Here is a 19,113-nt window from a genome sequence, read left to right as displayed (position 1 = left end):
CAGGCCAAGCCCGACCAGGCGAAACGCCCGTCGCCGTCCCGTTCTCTCTTTGGATTTCAAACGCAAGTCGGCCTCCGACTAAATCTGGCGTCGTTTCTATTCAGGCGCGTTTGCCCTTGCCTCGGCCTTTACCTTTACCTTTGGCTTTCCCCGGATTGTCAAACCCATCCGTGTTGCCGCTCTGCCCGCCGGGATTGGAACCGTCGGCCTGACCGGAACGGTTGCCTTTCACGTCGGGTTCAGGTTCCGGTTCAGGTTCAGGCTCTGGATCCGGTTCTGGATCCGGGACGGGTGGCTCGGGAGCCGGGGGTTCAGGCAGCACAACCGGTTGAGGCGTTGATTCTTGCACGAATTGTGGTGGCTGCGGCGGATCGGATTTGGGCACGGGCAAGGGGGCCGCTTCGCCCGCGCACCCACCAATACCGACCTGCAGAGGGCTCAGCAGGTCCTGTTGAGATTGGATAAAGGGAAATCCGGTTTGTAGCGCCAGATCATATTGTGCCTGATCCACCGGACGCCCGACTCCACCCCGCTGGTTGGTTGCAAACAAACTGCACTGTCTGCCTGCCGAGTGGCAAAAACCGCCATTTCCGCACATGCGGACCGTGCCTTCGAGCACCAACATGGCGCTCTGAGCGCCCGGAATGACCCACATGTCAAACGTTGTCCCGCGCACGGCCATCGTCGCCGTCGGGGTCTTGATCGAATAGGCCCGCTTTTTGCTTTTGCCTGAAATGAAGCGGAAACTGCCGCCCAATGCCTGCACCGCAAATGATTTTGCCTTGCGATTGCCGCGCAGCATCGTCACGTCCAGGACCATACTGGCATTCGGCCCGATGGCGATTTTGGTTTCATCGACAAAGACCAGTTGCACCAGCCCATTCCCGTCGGTCGAGATCGAATCCCCCGACGCGACATCCATTCCGGCTTGCAACGGTTGTGATTTTCCACCTCGGGTGATTTCCGCGCCTGGCTTGACACCAATCACCTTTCCAATATTGGCCAGCACCTGTGCAGGCACCAGCAATAGACACATTAAAACGAATAGCACTCTTAACCAGGCCAAGCTTCCATTCCCCCATAGCTCGTATGGTGAGCAAATTGCTCACTGCCCGGTTTTGTGCCCCCTACATATTCAAAATATTAAATTTATTAAGTTTATGTCTGATCAAATATGCCTTAAACAGCACATGTTTGGCAAGTTTTCTAAAATTGATGTTGGTGAGGGGGGGGATCCTGGGTCGTCTGTGCACCCACCCCAACCCCAGAGCGGTTGGGTTTTCGTCGTCGTTCCCGGCAATCGGATGGTGCTGGGAAGAAAAATGCGAAACCCTTTGAAAATCGCCTTGTATCTGGCCGTCCGGCAAGGATATACCGGCCAGCGGAGACGTGGCCGAGTGGTCGAAGGCGCTCCCCTGCTAAGGGAGTAGGCGGGAAACCGTCTCGAGGGTTCGAATCCCTTCGTCTCCGCCATTTGTTTACATTGGGGCCAAAAATACCTTTGGTCAGCGATTTGGGGTTGCACCGGATTACCGGAGTCCGGTTACGCGTTGGTGTGCGGCACACAAAACATCTTACTGAGAAAAGAGTCATTTAATTCCGTCAAGTTGCCCGACCCAATCCACCACAGTTTGCGCCGTTTTGTTCCATTGAGCGTCAAACTGTATATAGTGGCAGGCCCCCTCGACGGGCATGAACTCGGCTGAGTCATAGCGGTTCGCCATCGCCTTGGCCGTGCTGGTCGCCACGGCCTTGTCTTCCGTGCCAGAAACGAACAAGAGCGGGCATGTCACATTGTGCGGGTCGATCAGGGTCGTTTGCGCGCTGTCATACATCCAGAACACGAATTCGAACAGCACCCGACCGGACTCGGTGCCTAACCGCTGGTGGATGTCGTGTTGCAGCGCCTCTGGCAGAGTGTTCAACCCGTAGGTTGCCAAAAGCTCGAAATCCTGACCCAAGGCTTGATCCCAGAAAGCTCCGGCACAGATGAACAGTTTTCCAAGATCGCGCTCTCTGTCGGTGGTGGGCAGGACACCATTGACGATACTGCTGTTCAGCAGAACTCCGGCACGTATCAGACCTTGTGCCGCCAAAAGCTGAGCGACCACGCCTCCGAGCGAATGGCCAACGACAATCGGGGTTTGTCCGATCTCATTGATGGCGCGTCGTGCATCTTCGACATAGTCGGCAATGCTAAGCCCGATCAGCTTGGCGTCCCGATCCGGGCCCGGAGGCAGATCGTGGTGGCGATAGGTCAGGCTGTGACAGCTATAACCCGCTTGTTCGAAGACTTGGCGGACGGGCGCCATCGTCCAGGCAGCGGCATTTGTTCCGGTCAGCAAAAGGACGGGTGGCAGGGGTTCGTCGGTCATCGCGTGCTCGGATCCGCATGGGCTTGGGGCGTGATTTACGTATGCCCCAGAACTTTGCGCGCCACGCGGAAACATTCAAGGGCTTGGGGTACGCCACAGTAGATTCCGATCACATGGATGATGGCGCGGATCTCTTCGGGCGTAACGCCGTTGTTGATCGCGCCTTTGCAGTGAATCTCCCATTCATGCATCTTGCCCAAGGCGCCGATCATCGACAGGTTCATCATCGACCGTGTTTTGGCGTCGATGACATCATCGCCCCATCCAAAACCCCAGCACCAGGCTGTCATCGCTTCTTGGAACGGGCGGGTGAAGTCGTCAGCAGCCGCGAGGTTCTTTTCCACATATTCTGCGCCAAGAGTGCTCTTGCGTTGTTCCAGTCCTTTTAGAAACAAGTTTTCGTTGAACAGGTCTGACATTTTCACCTCGGGAGTCGTGGACAATTGTTGTGTGTTGAGCCGAGAAAATTCGTCGAATTTTCTTCGCCTTCGGGTAGGTCAGTCATCAATGGCTTCGCGCATCCAGTGTTGCAAGCGCGCGATTGAATGTTCCGACATCACGCCGCAACCGGGGTCCAACACCAGCGGGCCGGGGCGGTATCCGCGGGACTTCAGGCCGCGGTGGACGGATTCGACCAGACGGATATCCTCTTCGACCGTTGTCTCGCGGTCTTGCACGGCCAGTTGGCGGATGACGGCGCTTTCCGATCCGCCCTCGGTATACCATCCGCGCCAGACGGTGCAGCGATCGGCGTCGAGGGCGCGCCAGTGATAGGTGTTCAGCACGTTGCCAGGATAGCACTGGAACGAGAACATGGGCCACAGGAACCACGACTGGTAGTCGCCCGCGTGGGGCACTGACAGGTCGATGGGGTAGGTCATCTTGTCGAGGCTCTGGCACTCGGTCGTGTGGCGCAGGACATAGCCGCCGCTGGCATCGGGCTGGATGTCGTAGGTCTCGGGCTTGACCACACCTTCGGCAAAGGTCGGGTGGTTGGTTGGGCAGTGATAGCATTCCGAGTAATTCTCGATACTGACCTTCCAGTTGCAGTTTTCCGGAATCTCGACCCATTCCAGCGGTTCCAGAGCGTCGATATGCGGCACAAACGCGCGGATTTCCTCGCGCACGCCAGGGTACCAGTCGTCCATGGGTGCGGCGTCATCGTCGAGGTTGACGAAGATGAAACCGTTGAACACCTCTGTCCGGACCGAGGTCAGGCAGATCGCGCTGCGGTCGAAACCGGGAACCGATTTGATATTCGGTCCGGCGCGCAATTGGCCCGTCAGTTCATAGCTCCAAGAGTGATAGGGGCAGACGACCACGCGGGTATTACCCGCGCCACTGACCATCTCGTGCGCGCGGTGTTGGCACACATTGTAGAATGTGCGGATTTCCCCGTCGCGACCCCGAATGCAGAAGAGGTTTTGCCCCGCGATCTCGAACGCAAAGTAATCACCCGGTTCGCGCACCTGCGCCACGTGGCCCGCGAATTGCCAGGTTCGGGCCAGCAGCCCCTGCAGCTCCTGCGCGAAAATCGCGGGGTCGGTATAGTATCGCGCGTCCAGTGAATGGGTCAGGGGGGCGTTCATTCGGGCTCCTCCGCGTAGAGGCCAAGTTGGTGTCTGCGTTGATGAAACCGCTCAACCCTCTCGACGATTTCGTCGCTGGAGACGGCCACCACAAAGGACAGCAGCGTTTCCAGCAAGGCGATGGTCGAGACGGAGGAGGGGAAGAATTGCGGTGTATCAGCTGCCACGACAAAGCCGTGCTGCGCGTTCAGAATGACCGGGCTGGCCGGGCTGTCCGAGATTCCTACGACAGTCATTCCCTGTTGCCGAGCCAGTTTGATGGCGTCGATCACCTCGGTCCGGTAGGGATGGCATGTGATGGCAATCAGCACGTCCTGTTCATCAGCCCAGGCTAGATCGTCCACAGGGGTTGATCCGGGGCGGGGAATAGCGTGGAATTGCTTCATCCCCGTTGACGCTAGATAGGTGAAGTTCCGTGCGTTCGCGTTATTAACGCCCACGCCCAGCGTGAAAATCTGGCGACAGGTCCAGATATCCTCGGCCGCCGCCTTTAGGTTGGCGGCGTCAATTCCGGCAAAGGTCTCTTCGATATTGCGGATCGCGGCACCGATCATGTCTGCATAGAGCCCGCCCAACTCGCCCGACTTGCCGATATCCTGCAGCCAACGTGCACGGTCGGGGAACGAGACGCCGCCCCGGCGAATCGCATCACGGAAGGGCGCGCGGAAATCTTCGTATCCTTCGAACCCCACCTGCCGGGCCATGCGGACAAAAGTGTTGGGCTTTACTTTTGCCGCCTCGGCGATCTCGCGCACGGTCGAAACCCCAACATCCGTGGGGTTTTCCAACACGTAGCGTGCGGCCTTTTGCGCCTCGGGCGTCAGGGCCTCCCATTCCTCCGTGAGGCGGTCGAGAACGATTGATGATACATTTGTGTCATTCATGATTGACGATGGTACAAATGTGGAATTAGCCTGTCGAGCAGAAAAGCGACTCGGGAAGAGGAAATGTCATGTCCGAGAAGAAATTGCCCACCGACGCCCGCGTGGTCATTGTTGGAGGCGGCGTCATGGGGGTCGGTCTGGCCTATCATCTGGCGCATGAGGGGTGGGGCGATGACACCGTCCTGCTGGAAAAGGCCGAGCTGACCAGCGGCAGCACGTGGCACGCGGCGGGCCAGATCACGCATTCGACCTCAAGCTTTGGGCTGGGCAAATGCGTGGACTACAATATCGGTCTCTATTCCGGCGCGTTGGAGGCTGAAACCGGCCAGCCGGTCACATGGCACGGCTGCGGCTCGTTCCGCTTGGCCTATACCGAGGATGAGATGGACTGGCTGCGCCACACCCTGTCCGTGGGCCGCTCGCTTGGCTTCAACATCGAATTGGTGGGCCCCGAGAAGGTGGCCGAACTGCACCCGTTCTACAATCTCGACGGTGTGTTGGGCGCGCTGCACACACCAGATGACGGCCATGTGGACCCAACCAATGTGACAATGGCGATGGCGACGGGCGCGCGCCAAAAAGGCGTCCGCATCTTCCGCAACTGCCGCGCTACCAATATCACGCAGGCCGAGAATGGCGGGTGGGTAGTTGAGACCGAGTTGGGCACCATAACCTGCGAGCATGTGGTGAACGCAGGCGGCACTTACGCCCGTCAGATGGGTGAATGGTCGGGGCTGCAACTGCCAATGACCTCGATGACGCACCATTACTTCGTGACCGAGCCTGTGCCCGAGTTCCAGAATCTGGACAAGGAACTGCCGGTGATCCGCGACGACCGTAAGGTCTCTGGTTATATCCGGATGGAGCAACAGCGCGGGCTGATCGGGATTTACGAGAAAGAGAACCCAAACTCGGTCTGGCATGATCATTGCCCGTGGGAATACGAGAACTGGCTGTTCGACGCGGATTACGAACGGGTGATGCCGTGGCTTGAGGAAAGCCTGAACCGTATGCCGATCTTTGCCGAACTGGGCATTCAGCGTGACGTTCACGGCGCGATCTCGCACCCGCCGGACGGCAACCCGCTGATCGGGCCTGCGCCGGGTGTGCAGAACTACTGGTGCTGCTGCGGTACGCAGATCGGCATTGGTTGGGGGCCGGGTCTGACGCGTGAGTTGGCGCGCTGGATGGTGCATGGGGCCGCCGAAATCTCTATGCGCGAGTTCGATCCGCGCCGGTTCGGCAGCTATGCCACGAAGGACTGGCAGGTGATTAAGGCCGAGGAAGATTACTGCCTGCGCCACGAAATCCCCTTTCCGCATTTCAACCGTCTCGAAGGGCGTCCGATCAAGCCATCGCCCCTGTATGAATTGCTGAAATCCAAGGGCGCGGTGCATGAGGAAGTCTATGGGTTCGAGCGCCCCCGCTGGTTCGCCCGCGATGGGGTTGAACAGCGCGACCATTATTCATTCCGCCGCACGCCCGCCGACGACATGGTCGCGGCCGAGGTCAAAGCGGTGCGCGAACGCGTCGGCATCATGGATGTCACCGCCTTTACTAAGGTCGAGGTTTCGGGGCCGGATGCCTACGCCCTGCTGGATCGGCTGACGGCCAACCGGATGCCGCAAAAAGTGGGCTCGATCACGCTGACCCATATGCTGAACCGCCGGGGCCGGATCGAGTTGGAGACCACGATTGTCCGCATGGCTGAAGATCGCTTCTATCTGGTATGCGCCGCGTTCTTCGAACAGCGCTTGCTGGATCACCTGACGCAACAGCGGACGGATGAGGATGTTCAGATTACCGCCCTCTCGTCCGATTGGTCAGCCTTGTCGCTGAACGGTCCCCGATCGCGGGACGTACTGGCGCGCTGCACCGATGCCGATTTGACCAATGTCGGGTTCCGCTGGTTGTCCGCGCAGGAAATCACAATCGCAGGCCACAAGGTCTGGGCGTTCCGCATGTCCTATGCCGGGGAACTGGGCTGGGAGTTGCACATGCCCAACGCCGCTTGCCTCGACGTTTACAACGCACTTTGGGGTGCGGGTGAGCCGCATGGCATCGCCGACTACGGCAGCTTTGCCATGAACGTGATGCGGATGGAGAAAGGCTTCAAAGGCGCGGGTGAACTAACCAATGAAGTCACATTGGCCGAGGCGGACGTGCTGCGCTTTGCGCGCACCGACAAGGAGTATCTGGGCAAGGACATGACCCTGAACACCGACCTTCCGTGGATTTGCGCCTATCTGGAAATCGAACCGGATGGTGAGATCGACGGCCATGGCGGTGAGGCAGTGATGCTGAATGGTCGCGTGGTCGGCTCGACCGCTTCAGTGGTCTATGGGCATACCGTCGGCAAGATCCTCGCCTTTACCTACATCAAGCCCGAGGCCGCCACGCCCGGCACCGCATTGCAGGTCGTGATCCACGGTCAACCCCGTGCGGCCCGCGTATTGGGTGAGTCAGCCTATGATCCGCAAAGCCTGCTGCCACGAACCGACGCCGTACTGGAGGCCGCACAATGACTCTGCCTGATACAATGAAAGCCATGGTCACGATGGGTCATGGCGGGCTGGAGCAGATGGTACTGCACCCAGACTGGCCTCGCCCTGAACCTGCGGCTCATGAAGTATTGATCAAGGTCGCCGCCTGCGGTCTGAACAACACGGACGTCAACACGCGGTCGGGTTGGTATTCCAAGACAGTCACCGACGCGACAACCGGCGGCGCGTTTGATGAGGTGGGAGAGGAAGACCCCACCTGGGGCGGCAACCCGATCACCTTCCCGCGCATCCAGGGGGCGGATATCTGTGGCTATATCGTAGCCGTGGGTGCAGGTGTCGACCCCGCCCGTATCGGTCAGCGCGTAATCACCGATGGCTGGTTACGGGACCCGGATGATCCCGGCAACAAGGACAAAACCGGCTACTACGGCTCGGAACGGGACGGAGGGTTTGCCGAATACGCCACCACTCTGGCCGTGAATGCAGTGCCGATTACCTCTGATCTGTCGGATGCGGAACTGGCGACGTTTTCTTGCTCCTACTCAACCGCCGAAGGGATGCTGACCCGCGCCAATGTCACCGAGAAAGACACGGTTCTGGTGCCCGGAGCCTCGGGCGGTGTCGGCGGTGCCTTGGTGCAACTGGCCAAACGGCGCGGCGCGCGCGTTATCGCAATGGCGTCCGAGGCGAAACATGCCGACGTCACCGAGCTTGGTCCTGACATGATCCTGCCGCGCGCACCGGAAAACCTGCGCAAAGTGCTGGACGGTGAACAGATCACGGTGGTCGCAGATGTGGTCGGTGGCCCCTACTGGCCGACCCTGATCGACATCCTCGAGCGCGGCGGAAGGTACACCTGCTCCGGAGCCATCGCGGGCCCGATGGTTGAGTTCGACTTGCGCACCTTCTATCTGCGCGACCTGACCTTTACCGGCTCGACCGTGATTGACCCGCAGGTCATGCAGAACCTCGTGAAATATATCGAGGCGGGTGAGATCAAACCGGCTCTTGCCGCGACTTATCCTCTGGAGGAGCTGCGCGAGGCGCAAGCAGCTTTCATCGCCAAGCAGCACACGGGCAATATCGTGGTGATCCCATGACTTTGATTGATGTGCTGAACGCCGCGCGACAGCTGCACCAAACGCATCCTGATCTGGCTGCGTTCGGTGATTGGCCAGATGATCTGTGCGCTGTTGACGTGTCGCCAAACGCGATCCCGGCGGTTCCTCTCGTGCAGGCGATCCAGTCCGATGCCGGGCCGACCCAAGCCCTTACGAAGGCGATCTGCGCAACCGCGCATCTCGCCAATTGGAAGCTGACTTACACCGAAGACGAAGTCGGTGCCGACTTCCTGAACCGTTTTGGCTCCTATGAACTGTTCGGTCCCACGGGCCATTTCCACTCGACAAAGCTGCGGGGTTACGTGGCTTTTTGGGGTGAGGGATTAGCCTATGATTGGCACAGCCATCAGGCCGAAGAACTGTACCTAATCGCCGCCGGCCGTGCGAGGTTTCACGTCGCTGGCAATGACGCCGAACTAACACCCAACCAAACTCGTCTGCACACCAGTTGGCAAAGCCACGCCATGACGACCACCGACAGCCCCATCCTGACCTACGTGCTGTGGCGCGGCGAAGGGCTGGACGCCTTGCCCCGAATGGACGCCGCATGAAAATCACCCGCATCCGCATCTATCAGACCGGGCTGCCCTATGTCGGCGGGGCCTATGTTTGGGGTGCGGGCAACGCGATTGAGACCGCCATCGCCTCGATTGTGGTGATCGACACCGATGCAGGGTTGCAGGGTTGCGGTGAGTTCACACCTTGCGGCGAAAACTACATGGTCGCGCATTCCCAAGGCGTGCCCGCGCTGGCGCGTTTGGTGGCCCCATCTCTGCTGGGTGAGGACCCGCGTCAGATTGGGCGGATCGAACGGTTGATGGACCATCTGGTGCAGGGGCACGGCTATGCCAAGGCGTCGTTTGATGCGGCGTGCTGGGATATTCTGGGGCAGGCCTGCTCGCAGCCCGTTTGGATGTTGCTGGGTGGCAAGCTGACGGACGGTGCCCCGATGTATCGGGTGGCACCTCAGAAGGCAGTGGATGAGACCGTGGCCGAGATGAACACCTATCGCGATCAGGGTTACCGTCAGTTCCAAATCAAGGTGGGCGTAGATTGGACCACGGATATCGACCGCATCAGGGCCACGGTCCCTTTGCTGCAACCGGGTGAGATCGCCATGGCCGACGCCAATCAGGGCTGGCGCGTGGATAACGCGATCCAGGTGGCTCGGGCGACGCGCGACCTGGACTTTATCCTCGAACAACCCTGCAGAACGTACGAGGAATGCCAGCAGGTCCGCCGCGTGGCCGAACAGCCGATGAAGCTGGATGAATGCCTGACAGGAATGCACATGGCGCAGCGGATCGTCGCGGATCAGGGGGCCGAGATCTGCTGCCTGAAGCTTTCCAATCTCGGCGGGCTCAGCAAGGCTCGGCGGGTGCGCGATTTTCTGATTGAAAACCGTATTCCAGTGGTGGCCGAGGATACATGGGGCGGTGAAATCACCACTGCCACCGTCGCCCATTTTGCCGCCTCCACGCCCGAGGAATACCTGCAAAACACCACAGACCTGATGAACTACAACACCCGCTCGACCGGATGCGGCGGGGCTGTGTCGCGAAACGGCAAACTCTACGCGCCAGATGCGCCAGGTTTGGGTGTCACCCCGGATTTCAAAAGCCTCGGCGCGCCCGTGGCGGAGTACACTCTATGAAGATCAAAACCATCACCGTCTACCAAATCGACCTGCCGCTTGAGCATCCCTATTGGTTGTCTGGCGGGCGTTTGAAATTCGAAACGCTGGACGCAACGCTGGTGAAGATTGAAACCGATACTGGCTTGATCGGCTGGGGCGAGGGCACGCCCTGGGGCCATACCTACGTCCCCGCCCACGGCCCAGGCATCCGTGCCGGGATTGAAACCATGGCCCCCTTTATTATGGGCCTCGATCCACGTCGCGTGTTGGATGTGGAACGCGCCATGGATACGGCGCTCCCCGGCCATCTCTATGCCAAAAGCCCTATCGACATGGCCTGTTGGGATATTGCCGGGCAGGCTGCGGGCCTGCCAATTGCCGACCTGATGGGCGGCGGGTCCCGTACCCCGCGCCCGATTGCCTCGTCCGTCGGTGCCAAAACCGCTGAAGAAACGCGCGAGGTGATGACCCGCTACCGCGACCGTGGTTACATCGCCCATTCGGTCAAAATCGGCGGAGACGTCGAACGCGACATAGCCCGCGTTCAAGATGTTGAAAGCTTCCGCCGCCCCGGCGAAATTGTCCTTTATGACGTGAACCGGGGCTGGACTCGCCAACAGGCGCTGCGCGTGATGAAGGCCTGCGAGCCTTTGCAGGTGATCTTCGAACAGCCTTGCGAATCCCTCGATGACATCGCTGCGATCGCACCCCGCCACGCGTCGCCGGTGTCGGTGGACGAAAGCCTCGTCACTCTGCAAGACGCCGCCCGCATCGCCCGCGACGGGCTGGCCGAGGTCTTTGGCATCAAGCTCAACCGCGTCGGCGGCCTGACCAAGGCAGCCCGAATGCGCGATATCGCCCTGGCCCACGGGATCGACATGTTCGTCATGGCCACCGGAGGCACCGTTCTTGCCGATACCGAGGCCCTGCATTTGGCCGCCACCATCCCAGATCAGAACTGCCATGCCGTCTGGGCCTGCCAGGATATGATCACCGTCGACATCGCCAACGGTCGCGGTCCCCGCAACAATAACGGACATCTCCACCTGCCCGAAACCCCGGGCCTTGGCGTCCACCCCGACGAAGATACCCTCGGTCTCCCAATCGCAACCTACGAGGCCCCGCTATGATCCGCCCCTTCATCTGGCTAGAAATATCTCGGGGTGTGAATTGGCCGAAGGCCAAGAGAGGGGCTGGCCCCTCAGACTGCACGACATCAACACCCCAAGGACGGCCTGAATGAAAATCACCGCCATCACCCTCTGGTCCGTCGACCTCACCAGCCACGAAACCTACCACATGGCCGAGGGCAAAACCTGCGCCACCGTCAAAACCCATGTGCTTTGCCTTGAAACCGATACTGGCCTTAAAGGATGGGGCGAGGTCTGCCCGATTCCCCACTATCTGCCCGCCTATGCCGATGGCGTCCCAGCGGCGATCACCGAAATGGCCCCGGAAATCCTCGGAATGTCGCCCTTCGGGGCCGATGCCCCGATGCGCAAGCTCGACGGGTTTCTACAGGGCCACCGCTACGCAAAATCCGCCGTCGATCTTGCCCTATGGGATCTGTTCGGCCAGGCCACAGGCCAGCCGGTCTATGCGCTGCTGGGCGGGCGCACGCGCAAGGACATGCCGCTCTATCACTCGATTACCTGCATAGACCCCGATGAGATGGCCCGCATCGCGCAGACCGCCTATCAGACCGGTATTCGCCAGTTTCAGGTCAAGCTGGGTGTTGAAGCCGACTGGCAGGCCGATGTCGAACGCCTGACCAAAGTGCGCGAGGCTGTGGGGGCAGGGCCTATCGTTTACGGAGACTGGAACTGCGGCGCATCGCGCTTGCAGGCCACACGCACGGGCCGCGCCGTGGCGCATCTGGATGTGATGTTGGAGCAGCCTTGCAAAACGCTGGAGGATTGCGCCGCCGTCCGGCAAGCCACTGGCCTGCCGATGAAGATCGACGAAAACGCGCATGATTTGGCCTCGCTGCTCCGCGCGCATGAACTGGGCTGCATGGATGCGGTGGCGTTGAAACTGTCCAAGTTCGGCGGTCTGTCAGCAATGCGCCGCGCACGCGATCTGACCGTGCATCTGGGGGCCGAGATCTGCGCCGAATGCACTTGGGGGTCCGATATCGTCACCGCCGCCGTGTTGCATTTCGCGGCTTCAACCCCGAATGGCTCGCTGATGAACACCTGCGATCTGTCCTCATACGTGGGCCCGCGCCTCTGCCCGGATGCCCCCAGTCGCAAAGACGGTCGCATCGCCCCGCCCGAAGGCCCGGGTCTGGGCGTGACGCCCGACCCGGAAATCCTTGGTTCCCCGATTTTGGAGATTGCCTGAGATGCTCAAGATCAACACTCAATCCGAATGGATCGCCCGCGCCAACGCCGCCTTGCCCGCCGGGGGATTTGGCAATTTCGACCCCGGCATCATCATCGCCCGTGGCGAAGGCAGCCGTGTCTGGGATGAGGACGGCAACGAATATGTCGACTATCTGATCGGTTCTGGCCCCATGCTGCTGGGTCACGGTCACCCCGAGGTGATGGAGGCGGTTCTGGAACAACTGCCCAAAGGCATGACTTTTTTCGCCAACAACGTCAAAGGTATCGAACTGGCTGAGGCGATCATCGACGCGGTGCCGTGCTGCGAACAGGTGCGTTTTGTCGCCTCGGGCGGCGAGGCTGACATGTACGCCATCCGCTTGGCTCGCGCCTATACCGGGCGCGACAAGATTCTGAAATTCGAAGGCGGCTATCACGGCATGAGCGCCGAGGCGCAAATGAGCCTCGCCCCCAGTCGACAGGTCAACTTCCCGCAAGCAGTGCCCGACAGCGCGGGTATTCCTGCTGGCGTGGCCGAGCAGATGCTGATCGCGCCCTTCAACGACTTGGACGCTGTCGCGGCGTTGCTGGGCGAACATGATGACATCGCCGCTATCATGGTCGAGCCGCTGCAACGGATCATCCCGCCTCTGCCGGGCTATCTGCAAGGGCTGCGCGACCTGTGTGACAAACACAATGTCCTGCTGATCTTTGATGAGATCGTCACCGGTTTTCGTCTAGCCTACGGCGGCGCGCAGGAGAGATATGGCGTCACCCCCGACATCTGCACCATGGGCAAGATCATCGGCGGCGGCTTCCCCCTGGCCGCGCTGGGTGCAAGCACCGAGATCATGAAGCATTTCGACAAGGATCAGGTGGGCGAGGGTGGCTGGCTGATGCAGTTGGGCACGTTGTCGGGCAACCCGGTGGCCTCGGTTGCAGGGTTGAAAACGATGGAGGTACTGCGGCGCGACGGCGTCTATGACCAACTGCGCGCGACCGGTGCTGTCCTGCAGCAAATGCAGACAGATGCCCTGACCGACGCGGAGATTCCACATCAGATCTGCGGGGATGAAACCCTTTTCGACATCTATTTCACCGATAGCCCCTGCCGTGATTATCGCAGTGCCCGTCACGATGACCCCCAGCGCAACGCGCTCTACAATAACAGTTTAAGGGCGAGTGGTGTCTTCAAGTCACCGGGTAAGCTTTACCCGTCTTTGGCCGTGACAGATGCCGATCTTGAGCTGACACGCGATGCGGTGCGAAAGGCGGTCGAGGTGATCCTTCGCGCGGGTTAATGGAACGGAAACGGGCCGCTGTCATCGCTGACAACGGCCCTAACTGATCGGATATCAGGGTTGCGTCTCGCCCCCTCGAATACCACTTAAAATGGACAGACTTACAAAAAACTTCGACTTATTCGAGACCAACCCGACCTCTCAATCGGTGTGATCCCAATATGCGCGGATTTCTGCGCGCTGGCAGTGAACTAGATCACATACCGCTATTTTTCCTCAATTTTTCCAGTCGAAGAAACCAGGGCCAGCCCTTTGAAGCAGCGTACTTGCCATGGCGCGGCCCATTTCGGCCCCGTCCTCCACCGCGCCGGAGATCTCCTCGGCAATTGCCTCGGATCCATCGGGGCGCAGCACCTCGCCGCGCAGGCGCAATTGGCCGCCTTGAAGTTCGGCCAGACCCGCGATGGGCGTTTCGCAGGACCCGTCCAACGCCGCGAGTAGCGCGCGCTCAGCCGCCAGACGTTGTCCGGTTTCGGCGTCGTGGATCGCCTCAAGCATACACGCTGTGCGGGAATCGTCGCTGCGACGCTCGATACCGATCGTGCCTTGGGCGATGGCAGGCAGCATGTCCTCGGGCGCGATGGCGGTGGCGGGGACGTCCTCCATGTTCAGGCGGCGGATGCCGGCCATGGCCAGAAAGGTGCAATCAGCCACGCCGTCTGCCAGTTTTTTCAGTCGCGTTTGCACGTTGCCTCGGAATTCAACCACGTTCAGGTCGGGGCGGCGGTTCAGCAATTGGGCCCGGCGGCGCAGGGACGAGGTGCCGACGGTCGCACCCTGCGGCAGGTCGTGAATTGAATTCAAACTTGGCGAGATGAAGGCGTCGCGCACATCCTCGCGCGGGAGGAACGTGTCCAGCACCAGACCTGCGGGCTGTTCCACCGGCATGTCCTTGGTGGAATGCACCGCGATGTCGATATCGCCGCGCAGCATTGCCTCTTCGATTTCCTTGGTGAACAGCCCCTTGTTGCCGATCTCTTTCAACGGGCGGTCCGCGTCGATCATCGCGCGGTTGTCGCCGGTGGTCTTGATCACCACGATCTCGAACGCCTCTTCGGACAGATCAAATGCGGTGCCCAGCCTGTGGCGGGTCTCATGGGCTTGCGCCAGCGCCAGCGGCGATCCGCGTGTTCCGATCTTGAGCGGTGAGTCGGGGGAGGGCAGGGTCAGTGTCATGGCGCAAGCTTTAATCGCGTCACATTGCCCTGACAATGGGGGCAGAGCTTGACAAATTGCCACTGAGGGCCGACCCGTGGCGCAAACCGGATGATTGGGGGCAAAGATGGCCGAGACAAAGAAGATACTGCGCGCATTGGCAGGTGAAGTGCAGGATGTGCCGCCGATCTGGATGATGCGTCAGGCCGGGCGGTACCTGCCCGAATACCGCGCGACGCGGGCGCAGGCGGGGGATTTCCTGTCGCTGTGCTATAACCCCGAACTGGCGGCCGAGGTCACGTTGCAGCCGATCCGCCGCTATGGGTTCGATGCGGCGATTCTGTTTGCCGATATTCTTCTAGTGCCACAGGCGCTGGGCGCGGATTTGTGGTTTGTCACCGGTGAGGGGCCGCGCTTGTCGACCATCACCCAGCAGGCCGAGTTTGATGCGCTGAAACCCGTGGATGCGATTCATGAGACTTTGTCGCCGGTCTATGAAACCGTGTGTATCCTGTCGCGGGAATTGCCGTCCGAGACGACTTTGATCGGTTTTGCAGGCGCGCCCTGGACGGTGGCCACCTATATGATCGCCGGGCGCGGCACGCCGGACCAAGGCCCGGCCCATGCGCTGCGCGAGGGGAATGTGGCATTGTTCGAGGCGTTGCTCGAGCGGATCACGCTGGCGACGATCGAGTATCTGTCGGCCCAGATCGAGGCCGGGGCCGAGGTGGTCAAGATATTTGACAGTTGGGCCGGGTCACTGAAGGGCGAGGAGTTTCAGAAATATGCCGTTGAGCCGTGCCGGGTGATCGCGCAGGCCATCAAAGAACGCCATCCCGGGATTCCGGTCATCGGTTTCCCGCGCGAGGCCGGAGAGGGCTATGTTGGGTTTGCCAGGGCCACCGGCGTGGATTGTGTGGCGCTGGACAACTCGGTCGCGCCAGATTGGGCGGCGGCCAATGTGCAAGTGGATGGCTGCGTGCAGGGCAATCTGGCCTCGTCTCATATGGTGACGGGTGGGCAGGTTTTGGTGGATGAGACGCGAAAGATCGTAGAGGCGTTTTCCAAGGGACCGCACATTTTCAACCTTGGGCACGGGATCACGCCGGATGCGAATCCTGAGAATGTTCAGTTGATGATTGATACGGTGCGCGCGCGGTAAGCCAGGAGGGAGGGGGCCAGCCCCCTTCTTGACCTTTGACCAATTCATCCCCCGGGATATTTTTAGCCAGATGAAGGGGCGGATTCGGGCTGTGTTTCGATCTCGGCGCGGATTTCGTCATTGTGTTCGCCGCGTTTGGGGCTGGGTCTGAGGCGCCAATCATGGGTTGAAAACCGTGGTGCGGCCGTGGCTTGCAGCGTGCCGTCTTGCGCAGTCCATGTTTGGCGGCTTTGGTTCATGGGATGGTCGAGCGCTTGTTCGGGGCTGAGGACCGGGGCGACGCAGGCGTCGGAGCCATGTAACAGGTGTGCCCAGTGATCGCGTGGGTGTTGGGCGAAAATGTCGGTCAGGCGATTGGTGAGCATTGGCCAGAGTTCGCTGTTGTATTGCTGTTGGAAATCCGGGTCGTCAGACAGGTTCAGTTTGCGCAAGAATTCGGCGTAGAATTTGGGCTCCAGGCATTGGACGGTGACGAATCCTGCGTCCGAGCACGCGTATGTGCGGCTCCAATGTGGGCCGTCCAGCAGGCTTTGCCCCCGCGTGTCATGCAGGTTGCCGGTCTGCCGCAAGCTCATGAGCAGGTTCATCATATGGGCCGAGCCGTCGTAGATGGCGGCGTCAACGACCGTGCCTTGCCCGGTTTTCTGCGCATTCAACAGCCCGGCCAGAAGACCCGCTACCAGATACATGGCGCCGCCGCCGATATCGCCCACAAGGGTGGCTGGTGTTTGCGGTGCGTCGCCGGGGGAGGATGCATACCAGAGCGCGCCGGACAGGGCGATGTAGTTCAGGTCGTGTCCGGCCGTCTGCGCTAGAGGGCTGTTCTGGCCCCAGCCGGTCATGCGACCATAGACCAGCTTAGGGTTCGTCTCGTGGCAGGGTTCGGGGCCGAGGCCCAGCTTCTCCATCACGCCGGGGCGGAAGCCTTCGATCAGGGCATCGGCCGTGGCAATCAGGCCTTTGGCGGTGCTCAGGTCGTTGGGGTCCTTTAAGTCCAGCGCAATGGATCGCTTGCCCCGATCCAAAAGCGATTGTTCGGGCATACCTGGCGTTACTGCGCCGCCTTTGCGGTGGATGGTGATGACGTCGGCGCCCAGATCGGCCAGAAGCATGGCGGCGAAAGGGGCGGGGCCGAGTCCTTCGATTTCGATGATGCGTGTTCCGGTCAGCATGGTGTTTTCCCTTTCAGGGCAGGGTTTCCGGGGCTGGGCAGAATTGCAAGGCGGATTTTGAGCGGGCAGGGTTGTACCTCGCTTGTGAAATGGCTCTGTTCTGTTCCGGCGCAGCGCGATACTGTCCCTGCCAGAACGGGGAATATGTATGACACCAATTCTGTCGATCCGGGATTTGCGGAAATCCTATGCCGGAGGGTTTGAGGCGCTGAAAGGCGTGTCACTGGATATCGAGCAGGGCGAGATTCTGGCGCTGTTGGGCCCCAACGGGGCCGGTAAGACGACGCTGATCTCCACCGTCTGTGGAATCACCACTCCAACCTCGGGCAGTGTGACGGTTGGCGGTCACGACATTCAAACGGATTTCCGCGCCGCGCGTCGGATGATTGGCCTTGTACCGCAAGAGATCGCGCTGGAGCCGTTTGAAAAGGTTTGGAACACCGTGCGGTTTTCGCGCGGGCTGTTTGGCTATGGCACCGACAATGCCCGGATTGAGGAAATTCTGCGCAAGCTGTCGCTGTGGGACAAACGTAAAAGCGCCATCAAGGAATTATCGGGCGGTATGAAACGCCGGGTGCTGATCGCCAAGGCGCTGGCCCACGAGCCGCGCGTGCTGTTTCTGGACGAACCCACCGCAGGCGTCGATGTCGAGCTGCGCAAAGACATGTGGGAGATCGTGGCCGAGTTGAAGCAAGCGGGTGTGACAATCATCCTGACTACCCATTACATTGAAGAGGCTGAGGCCATTGCCGACCGTGTCGGTGTAATTGACAAGGGCGAGCTTCTGCTGGTGCAGGACAAGGCAACCTTGATGGCTCAGATGGGCAAGAAACAGATCGAGGTGATGCTGACCGCACCCATTGAGGCCATCCCAGATTGTCTGGCCGCGCATAACCTGACGCTGAATGGCAATGGGGACTCGCTGGTCTATACCTATGATACCAATGCCGACCGTACCGGGATCACTACCTTGTTGAACGACGTGGCCGAGGCGGGGTTGGTGTTACGTGACGTGCAGACCCGGCAATCGAGCCTGGAAGAGATTTTCGTCAATCTTGTGTCAGGAGATCCTGCATGAACTGGACCGCCATCGCCGCCATCTACCGGTTCGAAATGGCCCGGTTTTTCCGCACTCTGGCGCAGAGTTTTCTGTCACCGGTCCTGTCGACCTCGTTGTATTTCGTGGTTTTCGGCACCGCCATCGGCAGTCGTATTCAAGAGGTCGAGGGCGTGTCCTACGGGGCGTTCATCGTGCCGGGGCTGATCATGCTGTCAGTGGTGATGCTGTGTATATCGAACGCGTCATTCGGCATCTACTTCCCCAAATTCCTTGGCACGATTTATGAGCTGCTCTCGGCCCCGGTGAATTTCATCGAGATCGTGATCGGATATGTGGGAGCGGCTGCAACCAAGGCGTTGTTCGTGGGTGTGGTGATTTTGATCACCGCGACGTTCTTTGTGGACTTACGGATCGAACACCCGCTGGCCATGGTGGCCTTTTTGGTGCTGACCTGCCTTAGTTTCTCGCTCTTGGGGTTCATCATCGGCATCTGGGCCAGTAACTTCGAGCAGATGTCGCTGGTGCCGCAACTGGTGGTCACGCCGCTGATCTTTCTGGGAGGGACGTTCTATTCGATCTCGATGCTGCCGCCGGTGTGGCAAACGATCACGTTGTTTAATCCGGTGGTCTATCTGATCTCGGGGTTCAGGTGGTCGTTCTACGGTTTGGCTGACGTTCCGATCGTGTTCAGTCTGCTGGCCATTCTTGCCTTCACAGGTATTTGCCTTGGCATCATTTGGTGGATTTTCAAAACCGGTTGGCGCATCCGGAGCTAGCCAATGATCGACGTTGCATTTTTGCCCATCGACGCCGAGAAATGTGACCCTCCC

General features: G+C 60.0%; 17 protein-coding genes and 1 tRNA gene. 11 read left to right on the top strand and 7 right to left on the bottom strand.

Annotation, left to right across the window (positions count from 1 at the left end; genetic code table 11):
- Window positions 1–100 precede the first annotated feature (100 nt).
- Window positions 101–1,036 carry a FecR family protein gene (locus ACR0CA_RS10370; RefSeq protein WP_480898839.1) on the bottom strand — a complete coding sequence of 312 codons (936 nt, stop codon included), beginning with the start codon at window positions 1,034–1,036 and terminating at the stop codon, window positions 101–103.
- Window positions 1,037–1,383: 347 nt separating this feature from the next.
- Here ACR0CA_RS10370 and ACR0CA_RS10365 point away from each other — a divergent pair.
- Window positions 1,384–1,473: transfer RNA gene (locus ACR0CA_RS10365), tRNA-Ser, on the top strand.
- Between the two features lie 116 nt (window positions 1,474–1,589).
- On the opposite strand, the gene ACR0CA_RS10360 is transcribed toward ACR0CA_RS10365, so the two are convergent.
- From ACR0CA_RS10360 to ACR0CA_RS10345, 4 genes are all read right to left on the bottom strand, one after another.
- On the bottom strand, window positions 1,590–2,375 hold the full coding sequence (locus tag ACR0CA_RS10360; protein WP_480898836.1) for an alpha/beta hydrolase: 786 nt from the start codon (window positions 2,373–2,375) through the stop codon (window positions 1,590–1,592).
- Between the two features lie 35 nt (window positions 2,376–2,410).
- On the bottom strand, window positions 2,411–2,794 hold the full coding sequence (locus tag ACR0CA_RS10355; protein ID WP_170789624.1) for a carboxymuconolactone decarboxylase family protein: 384 nt from the start codon (window positions 2,792–2,794) through the stop codon (window positions 2,411–2,413).
- Window positions 2,795–2,872: 78 nt separating this feature from the next.
- Window positions 2,873–3,964 carry an aromatic ring-hydroxylating oxygenase subunit alpha gene (locus ACR0CA_RS10350; protein ID WP_480898833.1) on the bottom strand — a complete coding sequence of 364 codons (1,092 nt, stop codon included), beginning with the start codon at window positions 3,962–3,964 and terminating at the stop codon, window positions 2,873–2,875.
- A complete protein-coding gene (locus tag ACR0CA_RS10345) occupies window positions 3,961–4,848 on the bottom strand; it encodes a MurR/RpiR family transcriptional regulator (RefSeq protein ID WP_170772749.1) in 888 nt (295 codons plus the stop codon). Before ACR0CA_RS10345 ends, ACR0CA_RS10350 begins: the two co-directional genes overlap by 4 nt.
- 68 nt (window positions 4,849–4,916) lie before the next feature.
- On the opposite strand from ACR0CA_RS10345, the gene ACR0CA_RS10340 reads away from it, so the two are divergent.
- The 7 genes from ACR0CA_RS10340 to ACR0CA_RS10310 all read left to right on the top strand — a co-directional run bounded on the left by ACR0CA_RS10340 (window position 4,917) and on the right by ACR0CA_RS10310 (window position 13,734).
- The gene (locus ACR0CA_RS10340) at window positions 4,917–7,373 is read left to right on the top strand and encodes an FAD-dependent oxidoreductase (RefSeq protein ID WP_480898830.1); all 2,457 of its coding nucleotides are present in this window, start codon (window positions 4,917–4,919) and stop codon (window positions 7,371–7,373) included.
- Window positions 7,370–8,452 carry an alcohol dehydrogenase family protein gene (locus ACR0CA_RS10335; RefSeq protein WP_480898828.1) on the top strand — a complete coding sequence of 361 codons (1,083 nt, stop codon included), beginning with the start codon at window positions 7,370–7,372 and terminating at the stop codon, window positions 8,450–8,452. The genes ACR0CA_RS10340 and ACR0CA_RS10335 overlap by 4 nt, the downstream gene beginning before the upstream one ends.
- Window positions 8,449–9,024 carry a dimethylsulfonioproprionate lyase family protein gene (locus ACR0CA_RS10330; RefSeq protein ID WP_480898825.1) on the top strand — a complete coding sequence of 192 codons (576 nt, stop codon included), beginning with the start codon at window positions 8,449–8,451 and terminating at the stop codon, window positions 9,022–9,024. The genes ACR0CA_RS10335 and ACR0CA_RS10330 overlap by 4 nt, the downstream gene beginning before the upstream one ends.
- The gene (locus ACR0CA_RS10325) at window positions 9,021–10,127 is read left to right on the top strand and encodes a mandelate racemase/muconate lactonizing enzyme family protein (protein ID WP_480898823.1); all 1,107 of its coding nucleotides are present in this window, start codon (window positions 9,021–9,023) and stop codon (window positions 10,125–10,127) included. The genes ACR0CA_RS10330 and ACR0CA_RS10325 overlap by 4 nt, the downstream gene beginning before the upstream one ends.
- Window positions 10,124–11,239: a mandelate racemase/muconate lactonizing enzyme family protein gene (locus ACR0CA_RS10320; protein WP_480898820.1), complete on the top strand. Its 1,116-nt coding sequence runs from the start codon at window positions 10,124–10,126 to the stop codon at window positions 11,237–11,239. The genes ACR0CA_RS10325 and ACR0CA_RS10320 overlap by 4 nt, the downstream gene beginning before the upstream one ends.
- A gap of 109 nt (window positions 11,240–11,348) precedes the next feature.
- On the top strand, window positions 11,349–12,452 hold the full coding sequence (locus ACR0CA_RS10315) for a mandelate racemase/muconate lactonizing enzyme family protein (RefSeq protein WP_480898817.1): 1,104 nt from the start codon (window positions 11,349–11,351) through the stop codon (window positions 12,450–12,452).
- A gap of 1 nt (window position 12,453) precedes the next feature.
- On the top strand, window positions 12,454–13,734 hold the full coding sequence (locus ACR0CA_RS10310; protein WP_480898814.1) for an aspartate aminotransferase family protein: 1,281 nt from the start codon (window positions 12,454–12,456) through the stop codon (window positions 13,732–13,734).
- 216 nt (window positions 13,735–13,950) lie between these two features.
- Here ACR0CA_RS10310 and hemC read toward each other — a convergent pair whose 3' ends face one another.
- On the bottom strand, window positions 13,951–14,910 hold the full coding sequence (gene hemC / locus ACR0CA_RS10305) for a hydroxymethylbilane synthase (RefSeq protein WP_480898812.1): 960 nt from the start codon (window positions 14,908–14,910) through the stop codon (window positions 13,951–13,953).
- Window positions 14,911–15,016: 106 nt separating this feature from the next.
- Between hemC and hemE the strand changes: the two genes are divergently transcribed.
- Entirely contained in the window at window positions 15,017–16,051 is a 1,035-nt protein-coding gene (gene hemE, locus ACR0CA_RS10300; RefSeq protein ID WP_480898809.1) for a uroporphyrinogen decarboxylase, read from the top strand.
- A gap of 62 nt (window positions 16,052–16,113) precedes the next feature.
- On the opposite strand, the gene ACR0CA_RS10295 is transcribed toward hemE, so the two are convergent.
- Window positions 16,114–17,223, bottom strand: a complete 1,110-nt coding sequence (locus ACR0CA_RS10295; protein ID WP_480898808.1) for a CaiB/BaiF CoA transferase family protein — start codon at window positions 17,221–17,223, stop codon at window positions 16,114–16,116.
- Window positions 17,224–17,371: 148 nt separating this feature from the next.
- On the opposite strand from ACR0CA_RS10295, the gene ACR0CA_RS10290 reads away from it, so the two are divergent.
- Window positions 17,372–18,301, top strand: a complete 930-nt coding sequence (locus ACR0CA_RS10290; protein ID WP_480504430.1) for an ABC transporter ATP-binding protein — start codon at window positions 17,372–17,374, stop codon at window positions 18,299–18,301.
- Window positions 18,298–19,059, top strand: coding sequence for an ABC transporter permease (locus ACR0CA_RS10285; protein ID WP_170772727.1), 762 nt, complete (start codon window positions 18,298–18,300; stop codon window positions 19,057–19,059). Before ACR0CA_RS10290 ends, ACR0CA_RS10285 begins: the two co-directional genes overlap by 4 nt.
- Window positions 19,060–19,113 lie beyond the last annotated feature (54 nt).

The sequence above is a fragment of the Ruegeria sp. F12 genome (assembly GCF_056533885.1).
This window is presented reverse-complemented; position numbering and strand designations above follow the sequence as displayed.